Source organism: Ruminococcus sp. RTP21204st1_B2_RTP21204_210225 (assembly GCF_040914135.1).
In the GTDB taxonomy this organism is placed as follows: domain Bacteria; phylum Bacillota; class Clostridia; order Oscillospirales; family Ruminococcaceae; genus Hominimerdicola; species Hominimerdicola aceti.
In genome coordinates this window covers 177075-193461 of sequence record NZ_JBCPGA010000001.1, presented here as the reverse complement: position 1 = coordinate 193461, position 16387 = coordinate 177075, and the positions used below count along the sequence as shown (strand labels likewise).

Annotated in this window: 11 protein-coding genes; 3 read left to right on the top strand and 8 right to left on the bottom strand. The window is 43.5% G+C overall.

Annotated elements, in window-relative coordinates; genetic code table 11:
- On the bottom strand, window positions 1–909 hold a 909-nt coding region (locus tag AB5123_RS00830; protein ID WP_368364449.1), incomplete at its 3' end, for a transposase.
- Between the two features lie 230 nt (window positions 910–1139).
- Window positions 1140–1694 (bottom strand): SH3 domain-containing protein, encoded by a 555-nt coding sequence (locus AB5123_RS00825; RefSeq protein ID WP_368364448.1) that lies wholly within the window; start codon window positions 1692–1694, stop codon window positions 1140–1142.
- A 344-nt stretch (window positions 1695–2038) separates the two neighbouring features.
- On the opposite strand from AB5123_RS00825, the gene AB5123_RS00820 reads away from it, so the two are divergent.
- Window positions 2039–3238: a 6-phosphofructokinase gene (locus AB5123_RS00820; RefSeq protein WP_022286825.1), complete on the top strand. Its 1200-nt coding sequence runs from the start codon at window positions 2039–2041 to the stop codon at window positions 3236–3238.
- Window positions 3239–3601: 363 nt separating this feature from the next.
- Window positions 3602–6229 (top strand): valine--tRNA ligase, encoded by a 2628-nt coding sequence (locus AB5123_RS00815; RefSeq protein WP_368364447.1) that lies wholly within the window; start codon window positions 3602–3604, stop codon window positions 6227–6229.
- A gap of 141 nt (window positions 6230–6370) precedes the next feature.
- Here AB5123_RS00815 and ileS read toward each other — a convergent pair whose 3' ends face one another.
- From ileS to AB5123_RS00795, 4 genes are all read right to left on the bottom strand, one after another.
- A complete protein-coding gene (gene ileS, locus AB5123_RS00810; RefSeq protein ID WP_337812574.1) occupies window positions 6371–9520 on the bottom strand; it encodes an isoleucine--tRNA ligase in 3150 nt (1049 codons plus the stop codon).
- Window positions 9521–9884: 364 nt separating this feature from the next.
- A complete protein-coding gene (locus tag AB5123_RS00805) occupies window positions 9885–10658 on the bottom strand; it encodes a putative ABC transporter permease (RefSeq protein WP_181979691.1) in 774 nt (257 codons plus the stop codon).
- A gap of 265 nt (window positions 10659–10923) precedes the next feature.
- Window positions 10924–12114 carry a hypothetical protein gene (locus AB5123_RS00800; protein ID WP_038670668.1) on the bottom strand — a complete coding sequence of 397 codons (1191 nt, stop codon included), beginning with the start codon at window positions 12112–12114 and terminating at the stop codon, window positions 10924–10926.
- 223 nt (window positions 12115–12337) lie between these two features.
- Complete coding sequence (locus tag AB5123_RS00795; RefSeq protein WP_337812573.1) at window positions 12338–12997, bottom strand: Crp/Fnr family transcriptional regulator; 660 nt, start codon at window positions 12995–12997, stop codon at window positions 12338–12340.
- A 147-nt stretch (window positions 12998–13144) separates the two neighbouring features.
- Between AB5123_RS00795 and AB5123_RS00790 the strand changes: the two genes are divergently transcribed.
- A complete protein-coding gene (locus AB5123_RS00790) occupies window positions 13145–13837 on the top strand; it encodes an ATP-binding protein (RefSeq protein WP_022286663.1) in 693 nt (230 codons plus the stop codon).
- A gap of 101 nt (window positions 13838–13938) precedes the next feature.
- Here the strand turns inward: AB5123_RS00790 and AB5123_RS00785 are convergent, their stop codons facing one another.
- Together AB5123_RS00785 and AB5123_RS00780 are read right to left on the bottom strand one after the other, a co-directional pair.
- Window positions 13939–15111, bottom strand: coding sequence for an FprA family A-type flavoprotein (locus AB5123_RS00785; protein WP_337812572.1), 1173 nt, complete (start codon window positions 15109–15111; stop codon window positions 13939–13941).
- 97 nt (window positions 15112–15208) lie between these two features.
- Window positions 15209–16204 carry an asparaginase domain-containing protein gene (locus AB5123_RS00780; RefSeq protein ID WP_278642946.1) on the bottom strand — a complete coding sequence of 332 codons (996 nt, stop codon included), beginning with the start codon at window positions 16202–16204 and terminating at the stop codon, window positions 15209–15211.
- Window positions 16205–16387: the final 183 nt, after the last annotated feature.

The following is a 16387-nucleotide window of genomic DNA, read 5'->3' as shown; positions in this document are numbered from 1 at the left end:
GTATCCTGCGTCTGCTACCGGATATTCAGGATATTTTTCGTATGTCTGATTGAACTTTTCTATCAAAGGCTTGAAACATTCCATATCAGACGCATATTGTTTTACGTCGAATACTGCGATATATTCATCACAGACACCTAATTGGATATTGTAGCCCGGAAGAAGCTGATCGTTACCCATATAGTCCTTTTTCATACGCATAAATGTTGCGTCATGATCGGTCTTGGAATAACTATTGCGTTCATCTCCGCATATCTTTATGTGTTCTGCATACTTTTTTAGCCTTGAAATGTATTCCGAAAGCTTGTCATAATGCCTCTGTTCAATTGTTTTATGATGTCCCCGTCCCCGAATTGCAGTTTCCGGGTCAAAGCCGCAAAGCTTTACATATTGCTGCTGTATTTGCTCTAAATACTCAATAGCATATTCTTCACGAATGCCGAATTTTACGCAGAATGAAGAGATCTTTTCATTCATTTCACCAAGCAATTCTGTTATCCTTGCAAATACCTTCAGACGGTTTTTCTCACAGCTCTTTTTCCATACCCAGCTGTATTTGTTTGCGTTGGCTTCTATCTTTGTTCCGTCTATGTAAACGTGGTTGAGGTCAACATTTTCCACCGTAAAAATGTAACTGTTGATATCCGCAAAGATCTCATCTATTTTTCTATTTAGGACATTGTTCATAAAATTGCCTATTGTCGAGTGGCTTGGCGGAGGATTATCCTGCAGCAGCCACATAAAGCGAATATCGGTTTTGCAGAGTTTTTCTATTTTTCGCAATGATTCGTATCCGTTTTCCATAAATGCAAACAGTATTACTTTCAGCAAAGTTTCTTCTTCATATCTTGGACGGCCTGTCCTGCGGTCCTCAGTCGTCAGGTATTTACTCAGGTCAATATGATTCATCACTTCACAAAATGTATATACCGGGTCAGTTGTTTCAATTATTTTTTCAATTTCTATTGGAAATTTTAATTGATATGGTGTATAATATTCTTGTGGTTGGTTATTCATGATACTTTAATTATACCACAAAAAAAGACTGCTGTCTTGCTTTTTGGCAAGATCGCAGCCTTTTTTCTTGGGGACTTTTTTTACAGCCCCTTTCTGCGTTATTTAAGAAATCGTAAAACACATTACTGTGGTGGCGTCGAGAAGAATGTCTGCCATGCGTAGCCCTTTGTGCCATTATATTCAACATAATACCAGCCGTTTTCGTTGCGGTAGTATTTGCAGGTCGCACCCGATGGGATAGTGAGAAGATTTTCACTGCTCGATGTAGGCTGTGGGTGGAGATAAACTGCACTTATGCACTGGATATCACCAACAGCGTCACCGTTGTCATCTTTATCACCGTCATATGGATCTTCGTCAGGCTCAGTGGCCTTTTTGGACTTTTTAGATGTTTTCTGCGGCTCTTCCGAAGTGGTGGTGGTCTTTGGCGGAATGTATTCCGTAGAAGTTATCGTACCGGTCTTTTTCGGAGTGGTGTTTGTGTTCACAAAAAGAGTTTTTGCAAATATCATTATTACTATGGCTACCACAAGTACAGTCAGCAGTATCGCTATTATTCCCTTTACAGTAGGAGTGAGCCAAGTGGAGCTTTCCTGCTGCTGAGGTTTGTTCTGACCCTGCGGTCTGCGATCCTGTTCAGGACGATAGTAGCCTTTATTGTTTCTGTTGTCAGGCATTATTTATATTCTTCCTTTCGGTTCATTGACTAGAGTTCGACACATTTCGTGTCTATATCTTTAATTATACAAAATATAAACTGTTCTGTCAATTAAAATTCGGTTACGATTTACATTTACTTTATAACAATATGGTGTAAATCGGGAGGCGTTTTTATGTAATAGATGTGAAAATTATCAAAGTGGATAGATATAACGTTTTATTGAAGGCTTGTTTTGTTACAAAGGGAAAAAATATGTTAATAAATTTTCATAACCCTTTTATTTGTATATATAATATGCTATAATAATAACAAATATGAGAATTTTAATATTCTCAGTAAGCTGTAAGGAGATTGATGATAATGAATATTGCCGTTGCACAATCAGGAGGACCTACCTGCGCTATCAACGCTTCATTGGTGGGAGTTTTCAAACAGGCTGTGAAAACACCACAGATAGACGCCGTTTTCGGCTCGCTCAATGGTATCGAGGGTATCATAAACGACCAGCTCATAGATCTTAAGCTTGTTATAAAAACAAACGAGGATATGGAGCTTCTAAGACAGACCCCGTCAACAGTTCTCGGCTCATGCCGTTATAAACTTCCTGATGTTGAGGAGGGCGGTGAAACATATGAGCGTATCTTGAACTGCCTTGAAAAGCATAGGATAGAAGCTTTCTTTTATATCGGAGGAAACGATTCTATGGATACCGTGGCAAAGCTTTCCGATTATCTTGCGGCAAGAAATTCAAAGATAAGAGTTATAGGCATACCAAAGACTATAGATAACGACCTGCCTGTAACAGACCATACACCAGGCTTCGGCTCTGCCGCAAAGTATGTTGCCGCAACGGTTCAGGAGATAATCCGTGACAGCTCGGTTTATTCTATCGAGTCCGTCACTATCGTTGAGATAATGGGCAGACACGCTGGCTGGCTCACAGCTTCCACCTGCGTACTCAGAGCAAATGACGAGATAGCCCCTCACCTTATCTATCTTCCTGAAAATAACTTTACCGCCGAAAAGTTCCTGGAGGACATAAGAAATCAAATGGCAAAGCACAAAGCCGTTATCATCGCAGTTTCCGAGGGCGTAAAGCTTAAGGGCGAGGAAAACAAGCCGAGAGTTGTGGATAATTTCGGTCACGAGTATCTCTCTGGCATAGGAAAGACCCTTGAACAGCTCGTTAAAGAGAATATCGGCTGTAAAGTCCGTTCTATTGAGCTTAACGTTATGCAGAGATGTTCTTCTCATATCTGCTCAAAGACGGATATAGACGAAGCCGAGGAAATAGGCTCAGCAGGCGTAAAAGCGGCTCTTGCAGGGAAAACAGGTAAAATGATGATATTCAAGCGTATCAGCGACGTGCCTTATGTTGTGACCGTTGACAGCGTTGACGCCCATGATGCTGCAAATAAGGAAAAATTCTTTCCTGCCCAGTGGTTAAGCGAGGACGGCAATGACGTAAATCCGGAAGCCGTAAGATACTTCCTGCCACTTATCCAAGGCGAGGTAAAAATAGCAATGAAAAACGGTATGCCCGTTCATTTCAAGCTGTAAGCGTAAATTCGTTTTTATGCAAGTTGTAGGGGACGGTGCCCTCGACGTCCCACTTGTTTAAGTCTTTTTCAACACTCTCAGCAGAGCAGTTTCAAACTGCTCTGCTTTTTTCGTTCCATACCGTCATCAGCCCTTGACAATTCGGTGCAAAAGTGAGATAATATTATAATAGGTGCAGTAATGCCATATCATGCGGAAAGGAAAGAATATAATGTGTGATCTCAAATTCAGCTTTCAAATGAAATTCACAGTTCCGTTTCGCAGACAGCCTAAGACACGAGTCTGACGGCAAAAAGGCAACGCCTCTTGGTCTTGCCACGATACTGTGATAGAAAAAATATTTGCGAAAGGAATTGTTTTATAATGAAAAAAGAGCTTTCAAAGCTTTATGAGCCTAATAAGGTAGAAGATAAGATCTACAAATATTGGCTTGACGGCGGATTTTTCCACGCTGAGCCTGATTCCAAGAAAGAGCCATACTGTATAGTTATCCCACCACCGAACATCACAGGACAGCTCCATATGGGTCATGCCCTTGATGAAACTTTGCAGGATATACTTATCCGCTGGAAGAGAATGAGCGGATATGCCGCAGAGTGGATACCTGGTACAGACCACGCTTCTATCGCAACAGAAGCAAAGATAGTTGAAGCTATGCGTAAAGAGGGTCTTACAAAGGACGATATCGGCAGGGACGGCTTCCTTGAAAGAGCATGGGATTGGAAAAAGAAATACGGCGGCAGAATAGTTGAGCAGCTCAAAAAGCTCGGCTCTTCCTGCGATTGGGACAGAGAGCGTTTCACAATGGACGAGGGCTGTTCAAAGGCTGTAAAGGAAGTTTTCATAAACTACTATAATAAGGGACTTATCTATAGAGGCGAAAGAATAATAAACTGGTGCCCGCATTGCCGTACATCTATCTCAAACGCAGAGGTTGAGTATGAAGATCAGGCCGGTCACTTCTGGCATCTGAAATATCCTCTTACAGACGGAAGCGGATATGTAGAGCTTGCTACAACACGTCCTGAAACGCTCCTGGGCGATACTGCCGTTGCAGTAAATCCAAAGGACGAAAGATATAAGGATATCGTAGGCAAGACACTCACACTGCCGCTTGTTGGCAGAGAGATACCTGTTGTTGCCGACAGCTATGTTGATATGGAGTTTGGTACAGGCGTTGTAAAAATAACTCCAGCCCATGACCCTAACGACTTTGAAGTCGGTAAAAGACATAACTTGCCTGTTATCAACGTTCTTACTGAGGACGCAAAGATAGTTGACGATTATCCTGAGTATGCAGGTATGGACAGATACGAGGCAAGAAAGAAGATAGTTGAAGACCTTGAAAAGGGCGGCTTCCTTGCTTATGTTGAAGACCATGAGCATAATGTAGGTACTTGCTATCGCTGCGGAACAACAGTCGAGCCAAGAGTATCCCTCCAGTGGTTCGTTAAAATGGACGAGCTTGCAAAGCCTGCAATAAAGGCTGTTGAGGACGGCTCTATCAAGTTTGTTCCTGAAAGATTTGAGAAGAACTACCTTAACTGGATGAACGATATCAGAGATTGGTGTATCTCACGTCAGCTTTGGTGGGGTCATCAGATACCGGCATTTTATTGCGACGATTGCGGTGAAACTGTGGTAACAAAGGAAGACCATGCTTGTTGCCCTAAGTGCGGCAAGGAAATGCGTCAGGATCCTGACACACTTGATACATGGTTCTCATCAGCACTGTGGCCGTTCTCAACTCTCGGCTGGCCTGACAAGACAGAGGAGCTTGAGTATTTCTATCCAACAAACACTCTCGTAACAGGCTATGATATCATTCCTTTCTGGGTATCCAGAATGATAGTTGCAGGCATGGAGAACATGAAGCAGAAGCCTTTTGATACTGTTCTTATCCATGGTCTTGTTAGAGATTCACAGGGCAGAAAGATGTCAAAATCTCTTGGCAACGGTATCGACCCGCTTGTTATCATCGACCAGTACGGCGCAGATGCCCTGAGATTTATGCTCGCAACAGGCAACGCACCTGGAAACGATATGAGATTTATCGAGGATAAGGTAAAGTCCTCAAGAAACTTTGCCAATAAGATATGGAACGCCGCAAGATTCATCATGATGAATCTTCCTGACGATTTCAAGGCTGATAAGCTCCCTGAAAACCTCAATGTTGAGGATAAGTGGGTAATATCAAAGTTCAATACTCTTGCAAAGGAAGTAAACGATAATCTTGATAAGTTCGAGCTTGGCGTAGCAGTTTCAAAGCTTTATGACTTTATCTGGGATATCTATTGCGATTGGTATATCGAGATTACAAAGCCAAGAATAGCCGCAGGCGGTGAAACAGAAGCCACAGCACAGGCAGTTCTCGTGTGGGTAATGAAAGGAATGCTTAAAATGCTCCACCCATTCATGCCTTATATCACCGAGGAGATCTGGCAGGCTCTCGTAAATGACGGCACAGCTATCATGGTTCAGGATTATCCTGTATATGACGAAAAGCTTGAATTTGCCGACGAAGAAGCAACATTTGAGAAGATAATCGCAGGCATAAAGAGCATAAGAAACTGCCGTGGTGAAATGAACGTTCCGCCGTCTGTAAAGGCAAAGCTTTATATTGAAACTGCACAGCCGGAAGTATTCTCACAGGGCGTAATGTTCTTTGAAAGACTTGCTTCTGCATCTGAGGTCATCATTACAGACAAGTGTGAGGAAAAGGATTGCGCCGCCGCTGTTACAGACAGTGCAAGATTCTTCATTCCGCTTGCTGATATCATAGACGTTGACAAGGAGCTTGCACGTCTTGATAAGGACAGAAAGAACGCACAGAAGGATATAGACTTCCTTAGCAAGAAGCTCAGCAATCAGGGCTTCCTTGCAAAAGCCCCTGAACAGCTTATCGAAGCCGAAAAAGCAAAGCTTGCAAAGGCAGAGGAGAAGATGTCAAAGATAATGGAATCTATCTCCGCTCTGGAAGCAAGAAAGTAATATAAAAAATCAATGGCGAGGTCTTTCACCTCGCCATTTTTTTGTGTTTTATGTAGGAGGAGCTGTGCATGGCTTATAACCCAAAACAAAAAAGGCAGGACAGCCCGAAAGCTGTCCTGCTTGATTTTTTATATCTCAGAATTAGTTTTTCTTTACGCCGATAGAAACTTTTTCGCCGTTGATGTCCCAATCCTTTTCGTTGCCGACATTTTCGCCAAGAACGATATCGTCTGCAAGAACGTCATGAGAAATAGCCTCTCTGTTCTTGTCAACAACAGCCATAACCTTTTCGCTGCCGCTTACAGAAACAGTGATGTGATCCATTACCTCAAAGCCCGAATCCTTTCTCATTGTCTGAACCTTGCTGATAACTTCTCTTACAAAGCCCTCTTCAATAAGCTCAGGAGTGAGAACAGTGCTGATAGCTACAGTAACACCGTTTTCAGAAAGGGTGTAGAAGCCCTCTTTCTGCTCAGACTCGATGAGAACATCATCCTTGTCAAGTGCTATCTCACCGCTTGAAAGCGTGAGTTTCAGACTGCCTGTTTCGTTCAGTTCGCCCATAGCCTTGTGTCCGTCAAGCTGTGAAAGCTGTGTTCTTATCTCACCAAGCTGCTTGCCGTACTTTGGACCAAGGGTCTTGAGCTGTGGCTTGAACTTATAATCGATATATGCAGATACATCATTTGAGAACTGAACGTCCTTGAGGTTAAGCTCGTCCCTGATGATGTCGATATAGTAGCTGTCAAGTGGGTGGTCTGCTGCAACATACATCACGCTCAAAGGCTGACGGTTTTTAAGGCTTGCGCCGTTTCTTGCAGAACGTCCCAGAACAACTATCTCCAGAACTTCCTCCATGTCAGACTCAAGCTTTTCGTCTATCATGTTCTCGTCGCAAACAGGATAATCGCAAAGGTGGATACTCTCAGGAGCGTCCTTGTCAACGCTTCTAACAAGATTCTGATAGATCTCCTCAGTGATGAAAGGCACCATAGGTGCTGCACACTTGCAGAGCGTAACGATAGCAGTGTAAAGAGTCATGTAAGCGTTTATCTTGTCCTGTGACATACCCTGTGCCCAGTATCTCTCTCTGCCTCTTCTTACATACCAGTTAGAAAGATCGTCAACAAACTCCTGCATAGCCTTTGCAGCCTCAGGTATCCTGTAGTTGTTAAGGTTGTCGTCAGCAGCCTTTATCATAGAGTTCATCTTTGAAAGCAGCCACTTGTCCATAACAGAAAGCTTGTCATATTCTATCTCATGCTTTGTAGGGTCGAATTTGTCTATCTCAGCATAAAGCACATAGAACGCATATGTGTTCCAAAGCGTGCCCATGAACTTTCTCTGACCCTCTGTTACGCCCTTGTCATGGAACTTATTAGGAAGCCATGGAGCAGAGTTTGTGTAGAAATACCACCTGATAGCGTCTGCGCCGTATTTAGCCAGTGCCTCGAATGGGTCAACAGCGTTGCCCTTTGACTTTGACATCTTCTGACCGTTCTCGTCCTGAACAAGACCAAGCACGATAACGTTCTTGTATGGAGCCTTGTCAAATATAAGCGTTGAGATAGCAAGGAGTGAATAGAACCAACCTCTTGTCTGGTCAACAGCCTCAGAAATAAAGTCAGCAGGGAACTGTGACTCGAAAAGCTCCTTGTTCTCAAATGGATAATGATGCTGAGCGAAAGGCATCGAGCCTGAGTCGAACCAGCAGTCTATTACCTCTGATACACGGTGCATCTGTTTTCCGCACTCAGGGCATTTGATAGTTACATTGTCAATGTATGGTCTGTGAAGCTCGATATCATCAGGGCAGTTGTCTGACATTGACTTAAGCTCCTCGATAGAGCCGATAGAGTGTCTGTGACCGCACTCGCACTCCCAAATGTTCAGCGGAGTACCCCAATATCTGTTTCTTGAAATGCCCCAGTCCTGAACGTTTTTCAGCCAGTCACCGAAACGTCCCTTACCAATGCTCTCAGGAATCCAGTTGATAGTGTCATTGTTTGCGATAAGTCTGTCCTTAACGTCAGTCATCTTGATGAACCAAGTATCTCTTGCATAGTAGATAAGAGGTGAGCCGCATCTCCAGCAGTGCGGATAATCATGCTCGAACTTAGGAGCGGCAAAAAGCTTGCCTGACTTGTCAAGGTCTTTGAGTACCTCAGGGTCAGCGTCCTTTACGAACATTCCGGCATATGGAGTTTCAGCAGTCATGTCGCCCTTGCCGTCAACGAACTGAACGAAAGGCAGATCATACTTCTTTCCGACTTTAGAGTCGTCCTCACCGAAAGCAGGCGCAATATGAACGATACCTGTACCGTCTGACATAGTTACATAGCTGTCACAGGTAACAAAGTGACCCTTTTTGCCCTGCTTCTTTGCACTTTCGCCTGCGCACTCATAAAGCGGCTCGTATTCAATATATTCAAGATCCTTGCCCTTGTAAGTTTCAAGCACCTTGTATGCAGGCTTGTCCTCAGTTGCAAGCTTGCCGAGAACAGTGTCAAGAAGCGCCTCCGCAAGAATATAAGTGTAGCCGTCAGCGGCTTCTACCTTGCAGTAAGTTTCATCTGGGTTTACGCAAAGGGCAACGTTTGAAGGGAGCGTCCAAGGCGTTGTCGTCCATGCAAGGAAGTATTCGTCCTTGCCAACAAGCTTGAAACGAACGATAGCAGAACGCTCTTTAACTGTCTTGTAGCCCTGAGCAACTTCGTGAGAAGAAAGCGGTGTGCCGCAGCGTGGACAGTAAGGAACTATCTTGAAGCCCTTGTAAAGCAAGCCCTTTTCGTATATCTGCTTCAAAGCCCACCATTCAGACTCTATAAAGTTGTTGTCATAGGTAACATAAGGGTGTTCCATGTCAGCCCAGAAGCCAACAGTGCCTGAGAAGTCCTCCCACATGCCCTTGTATTTCCATACAGACTCTTTACACTTCTTGATGAACGGCTCAAGACCATATTCCTCGATCTGCTCCTTGCCGTCAAGACCAAGCATTTTCTCTACCTCAAGCTCAACAGGCAGACCATGTGTGTCCCAGCCAGCCTTACGAGGTACCTGATAGCCTTTCATAGCACGGTATCTTGGTATCATATCCTTGATAGCACGAGTGAGAACGTGACCGATATGCGGCTTGCCGTTAGCCGTTGGAGGTCCGTCATAGAAAACATAGGACTCGCCTTTTTTACGGCTGTCAATACTTTTTTCAAAGATATTGTTATCGTCCCAGAACTTTTCCACTTCTTTTTCTCTCTGAACGAAGTTCAGATTGGTGTCAACCTTTTTGTACACGAAGATCAATCCTTTCTGATTTTGTAATAAACGATCAGTTACGCATAAAGATAAAATGCAATAAAAAAGGCTTCCGCCCTGAAACAGGACGAAAGCCGTAAAGCCATTCGCAAACCACCTTTTCAGCATACTGACATATGCGTTCCCTTTAACGCAGGAAAAGCGGCGAAGCTTACTTATCATACTGATTTTCAGCCTGCAACTCGGAAGTGATATTCAGCCTAAAGCTAATCATACCGCCCTCTCACTGTCGGCGGCTCGCTGAGATTTTCGCATAAAGCCTACTGTCTTCGTCAACGTTTTTTACATATGAAATCAGTATATCACCATGCTGATGTTTTGTCAATGGTTATTTTGTTAATTTTCATGTATCTGACTTTTTTATTTTTGATATAAAGTCATTGAGCCTGTGTCCGCGTTGCTCCTCACGCTGTTTGTCGCGATACTTTTTCAAATGCTCGCCAAGCCTTGCACCTGAGCCCATGGAAAGCATAAATCTGTATTTCTCTTTTCTCTCCTCTGAACTTTCCCTGATGTGCCGTTTGAACTCCTCGTATCTGATGACCATATCGTTCTCTTCCGCAAACGTTTTTATCTTCTCTGCCAGCTTCAGGGAATAGAATAGGTCGATAGCAAAAACACCATAGAAAAATCCAATAAAGAACGAGAACGCCAAATTATTCGCAAGCCAGTTGAGTGCGTCAAGAATGTATGGGTGTATAAAGAAATAATAGACCGCGCCCAGTGCTGCCCATATGAGTGAATACAACGGACATATTATGCCTTTATAGTTGAATTTGTTTCCAGTGTAGTCCCACAGCTTGACGTGCATTTTCACAATGAATATCTCGCCTGCAATAAGCTCTATCACTGTCATTGCAATAGCCATAAGCAAAAAAAGTATAAACTTCTGCAAAGCCGTGTTGTCAGTGTGTATAAATTTTTCAAGTCCCGCCAGCAGATAAAGGGTGCAAAGCCCGAAGCCGTATAAAGGCAGATAAGGACCAATAAGAAAGCCGGGATTTATCCATTTTCTTGCTTTGTTGTTAGGCTCAAATCGTCTGAAAATAACTTCTATCCCCCAGCCTATCAGACACCCAGCAAAGAACAGGAATGCCAGAATAAGTATATTGCTCATATAAATAATCCTTTCAAGGTTTATAAAAGCATTGTACCATATTTGCCGTTATTTTTCAATACTTTCAGGTAAAAAAGTTTGACTTTAATCAAAAAACATCAGCCTGCCATCACCTGTAGGGGAGCGGCGCAATTTCTGCTTGGCAGAAATGCGACGTCCTGCTTCTTTCGTTTATCATCTGTGCTATTTTCCTCTTCATTCCTCGCAAATAAAAAAGGCAGGAAACCGAAGCCTCCCTGCCTTATATGATTTGAATAAGATGCTATTACATATAGCTCTTGAATTCGTTGTTTTCTTTTCTAATGCCTTCGATCTCAGCGTTTACCTGACTGATCTGAATATCAACCTGCTCCTTCTCGGCGTTGAGCGCCTTAGCCTTTTCCTGAAGCTTAACGATCTCCTCGTAGATATCGCTTGCCTGCTTACCGAGATCCAAAGACTTTGCCTCAGTTTCAGCAATGCTTGCCTTAAGCTCGTCGATCTTCTTGTTGTTCATCTCGATCTGCTCCTGCGCAAACATACGCATTTTTTCCATTGGACTCATACCCATATTCTCGCCCTCCTCATTATTATTTGTATTTTCAGCTTCCGCAGCTTTCTTTTCAGCTATCTCGTCTTCTATAGACGGCATAGTAGACTCAGGGGCAGGTGAAACCACCATTGTGTCATCAAGGCTTATAGGCTCGATTGACGGCATCTCGACCTCGTCCATTGTAGGAACTTCCTCAGCCACAGTAGCTTCAGCCTTTGCATTTTCCTCTGCCTTAGCTTTTTCCTCAGCCTCTTTGAGAGCCTCAGGAGTAACAAGGTGAACGCTATTGTCCTCAGGAGGAACAGGAGCGGAAGCAGGTTCAGCCTTTGCAGGTGTTTCGATACCTGTTGCATACATATTGCTCTTTCTCTTTGCAATGCCGCTTGCAAGGCTTGCCGCCAGCGGATCAGTTATGTTCTGAGCAGGCTCTTCCTTATGCTCAGACGCAGGGTCGACCTTTGGACCCTTGTATGTATTCATTCTTTTGAAATGCTCGTCCATACAGCCCTGAACAGCCTTGATATCCTCAGGATCTTTATTAAAGAATCCTGCAATATCGTTTACGCTTCTGCCTTTCTGAAGCATTGAGGCGATAGCCGCAACACTGTGATCAACAAATCCGTCATCGTCCATAGCCAGATTTACAGTTACCCTTGCAGGCTCAACATTCTCCTGCTTTTTGTTCTTCTTTCCGAAAAGCTCGCTTACAGACATATTGAAAACGCTCTTTTTTCCGTTGCCGTTTTCATCAGCACCCTCTCTTACAGGCTGTTCAAAGCTTGCATAGTCAGGGAAGTGCTTTTCAAGTATTCTCGGAACATTATCCTTAGGCATCTCCATTTCTTTTGCTATCTCAGGAATGGAGTAGCCCTCCTTATACAAACGAACGATCTTGTCGCTTATGCTTTCATTCTTCTTTGCCAAAGCAATCAATCCTTTCAATCAATTTCCCAATACCGTGACTATTTGTAAATAAATACATTTCCGCAATAAACGTTTAAGTAATTATGAACTGTCACGGCGACACTATATATATTATACAACACAAAGCAGGTTGTGTCAATATAAAATATGCATTTTTTCTTTAAAAAGAGCAGAAAAAATGAATATGGTTAAATGACTTATTATTTACATATAAATTAACAAATCACGTTCCACGAGAGCAGTTTTCAGGTAGTATAAACTCCCGGCCCTTGAGATCTATCAGCCCCTCACGGTGCATTTTTCCAAGCTCTGTTGACAGCGCACTGCGGTCAACGCAGAGAAAATCTGCAAGCTGTTGACGGTCGAAATTTGTCGTGACAATGTGCGATCCGCTTTTCTTTGCAAGTGAAGAAAGATAAACCATAACACGCTCTCTTATAGTCCTGGGGGTTATCACTTGTATCTTTTCGTTGAGCCTGAGATTTTTCATAGCCGTTATCTTTAGAAGCCTAGCCGTCAGCGTCGAACTTTCCTTTATAATAGACTCAGGGGATAAAAACAGCACTGTGCATTGCTCCTTTGCACATACGCTCACCCCAAGCGGTTCACCTGTGCAGGCATAGACCTCTCCGAAAAGCTGTCCTGCCTCCAAAGGAGCGATTATGCTCCTGCCGCCCCAAAGCTCGTCACGTTCGATAAGCGCCTTGCCCTCCAGAAGTATGCCGAAATAAGCGGTCTTGTCTCCTGCGTGAAAAATATAGCTTTCCTTGCGAAAGCTTTTTATGCCACTGCCGTCAGGTCTGAGAAACTGAGCTATCTCCTCGTCGCTCATGCTCTCAAAAAGGGGAGTGTTTTTTATTATCTTGATGTATTTATTATCCATTTTATCTTCCTCATTTTTACGAAATAATTTTATGCTTTTGTTGTAATTACAACAGACTTTGCGATAAGATTATATTATAATCATAGCATAAAGTCAAGAGCTTTATGCCGAAACGAAAGATATAAATAAAAATACGGAGGTAACCATATGATAAGACGAGTAATACAAATAGACGAAGAAAAGTGCAACGGCTGTGGTGCTTGTGCTAAAGCCTGCCACGAAGGCGCAATAGGCATGGTGAACGGCAAAGCAAAGCTTATGCGTGACGATTATTGCGATGGTCTTGGAGATTGTCTTCCAGCCTGCCCAACGAATGCCATATCCTTTGTTGAGCGAGAAGCTGCCGCATATGACGAAAAGGCAGTGGAAGAAAACAAAAAACGCCTTGGCAAGCCTGTTTTCCATGGCTGTCCGGGCTCAATGATGAAAACATTTGCCAAAAAGCCAGCCCCGGTAGATACCCCGTCAGCAAAAACTCCGTCACAGCTTATGCAGTGGCCTGTGCAAATAAAGCTTGTACCTGTGAACGCACCATACTTTGACGGCGCAGACCTGCTTGTCGCTGCAGATTGCACAGCCTATGCCTGCGGAAGCTTCCATTCCGATTTCATGACAGGCAAAATAACCGTCATAGGCTGTCCGAAGCTTGACGCCACAGACTACTCCGAAAAGCTTGGCGAGATAGTGAAAAGAAACAATATCCGCAGCATAACAGTAGCCCGAATGGAAGTTCCATGCTGTGGCGGAATAGAACACGCAGTAAGAAAAGCAGTCACCGACAGCGGCAAAAATATCCCCGTGGCAGTAAGAATAATCACCACAGACGGCAATGTGATATAACACAAAAGGCAGGACAAAACGTCCTGCCTTTTTCATATCTGTAGGGGCGACTTCTGATCGCCCGCATTTTTTTGTGTCTGATTTATCTGACTGAGCGAAATTTATTCACCCTTAGCCATGACCTCAGCCAACTCCTCAAGAGCCTTCTCGGAAACCTCGTTGAGCGTGGAGCGGATAGTCACAACAGGCTCAGCAATGGTAACATTCTTGAAGTTTTCCACATATCCCTTCATGACCCTTGCCGCAGTAGGCGCCCATGAGCCGTTCTCTACAAGACCTATCTTTCTGTTCTGATAGTTCTTTGACTTAAGGTGCATAAGGAAATCCTCCATAACAGGGAATACACCGCCGTCATAACTGCTTGCCATAAGTATTATTCTGTCATATCTGAAAGCGTCCTCGATATTTTCTGCCATGTCGCTTCTTGAAAGGTCGCTGATAACTACCTTCTCAGCACCCTTTTCTTTCAGCATCTCACCAAGCTTTTCAGCCGCCTTTGCAGTGTTACCGTGTATTGAAGCATACGCTACGAATACGCCCTTGCTCTCAGGCTGATAGCTTGACCATGTGTTGTAAAGTCCAAGATAGTAACCAAGATCTTCTTTGAGTATAGGGCCATGTAAAGGCAGTATCATCTTTATGTCAAGGGCAGCCGCCTTTTTAAGAAGCGCCTGTACCTGTGCACCGTATTTGCCCACAATGTTGAAATAGTATCTTCTAGCCTCGCAAGCCCAGTCCTCCTCAACATCAAGTGCGCCGAACTTTCCAAATCCGTCAGCAGAGAACAACAGCTTTTCGCTCTGCTCGTATGTCACCATTACCTCAGGCCAGTGTACCATAGGCGCCATTACGAACTGAAGCGTGTGGCTTCCAAGAGAAAGCGTGTCCCCCTCTTTTACCACAACAGACCTATCGTCAAGTCCATCAATGGTGAAAAACTGCTTCATCATAGGGAAAGTCTTTGCGTTTCCCACTATCTTCATTTCAGGATATTTCTCCGCAAGTTTTTTGATGTTTCCTGCATGGTCAGGCTCCATGTGCTGAACAACAAGATAATCAGGCTTTCTGCCGCCCAAAGCCTTTTCAAGATTGTCAAACCAAACGTCCGTTACCCTAGGGTCAGCAGTGTCCATTACCGCTATCTTCTCGTCAATGATAACATAAGAGTTGTACGAAACGCCGTTCGGCACAACATATTGGCTCTCAAAAAGGTCAATGTCATGATCGTCTGCACCAATATAAATAACTGAGTCTGAAATTTTTGTGTCTGCCATTTTTATTACCTCCGTTGTACTTTTTTCTAAATATACTATTTTAATATACTTTGATTTTATCACAAGCTCAGCATTTTGTCAATAACTGAAACAATGTTTATGAGAATTTTACCTCCTCAAAGAAAAGGTCTTTCCCCATGACTTCTTTCACAGGCATTTCCTCCTGATTGTAAGCAAGCAGAAGTTTCATATAAGCCGCCACCGCTGAGGTGGTGTATATTGGTATGCTGCCTGCCTTTATTATCTCCTCCACCGTCGAGTAGATAGGCACTTTTCTTTTCAGACCGCAAATATACACCATAATGTTCTTTGTTATGCACCCCTTGATAAATTCCGTCAGTGCATAGCTTTTCCCTTCTGAAACGTCAGTGCAAGCCGTCGCACTGTGATAAGGTGAGTAAAGCACCGCCGCCGTGTCCTCGTTTGGCACAAAGCACCCAAAGTCCATTGCAGGATAACCCTCTATAAAAAGAACACGCTTCCCAAATTTGACATCATTATGGAAAATCCGTTCCCTAGGGCGTGACAGCATATTCTCGCTCACTCCGCTGAAAACCGAAAAATCATTGAAGCCGTCATAACCATATACCCCAAACCTGTCCCGACAGGTGTCTGCAGGTATCACCCTAGTAGGAAGCATGACCCTCTCGTACAGCGTGAAAACACCCTTGTATTTTCCCTCTTTTATAAGCCCCACCGCCGAGGTGAAGTTGAAAAGCCCGTTCGAACCTTTCTCACCAATGGGCTTGTTGCTTGCGATAATAAAAAGGGGTATATCAAAATGCCTGAAATACATTCCAAGCAGAGCAGAAGTGTAAGCAAGGGTGTCACTGCCGTGGGTGAGGATAACTCCCGAGTATAAAGCCGTGTCAATGCCGTTTATCTCGTGTATCATTTTCTCCCACCCCGAAAACCCCATGTTTTCGCTGAGTATATTAAGAACCTGTCGACATTCAAATTCCACATCATCGCCGTATGCACTCTTGTAAGCCTCCACAACAGCGTATTTTCCCTCACGCTCAACATCTATTATGCCGTCAGTAGTAATGCTCCCGATAGTTCCGCCTGTGAAAAGCACAAGTATCTTCTTCATGTTTTTATCCCTGCCTTTACCAAAAATCAACCCTTGACATTTGTTATAAATATAATATCATTTCACGATTGATTTGTCAATAGTTGTACAAAATGCACAAAAGTGTGGATTATATTAATGAAAAATGAGTATTGAGAAATATGTTGGGATTTGATATAATAATAGTGTTGTATTTTGTACAGT

Coding starts and splice junctions, on each gene's coding strand:
- AB5123_RS00825 (WP_368364448.1), bottom strand. CDS start 1,694: ATGCCTGACAACAGAAACAATAAAGGCTACTATCGTCCTGAACAGGAT.
- AB5123_RS00820 (WP_022286825.1), top strand. CDS start 2,039: ATGAATATTGCCGTTGCACAATCAGGAGGACCTACCTGCGCTATCAAC.
- AB5123_RS00815 (WP_368364447.1), top strand. CDS start 3,602: ATGAAAAAAGAGCTTTCAAAGCTTTATGAGCCTAATAAGGTAGAAGAT.
- AB5123_RS00805 (WP_181979691.1), bottom strand. CDS start 10,658: ATGAGCAATATACTTATTCTGGCATTCCTGTTCTTTGCTGGGTGTCTG.
- AB5123_RS00795 (WP_337812573.1), bottom strand. CDS start 12,997: ATGGATAATAAATACATCAAGATAATAAAAAACACTCCCCTTTTTGAG.
- AB5123_RS00790 (WP_022286663.1), top strand. CDS start 13,145: ATGATAAGACGAGTAATACAAATAGACGAAGAAAAGTGCAACGGCTGT.
- AB5123_RS00785 (WP_337812572.1), bottom strand. CDS start 15,111: ATGGCAGACACAAAAATTTCAGACTCAGTTATTTATATTGGTGCAGAC.
- AB5123_RS00780 (WP_278642946.1), bottom strand. CDS start 16,204: ATGAAGAAGATACTTGTGCTTTTCACAGGCGGAACTATCGGGAGCATT.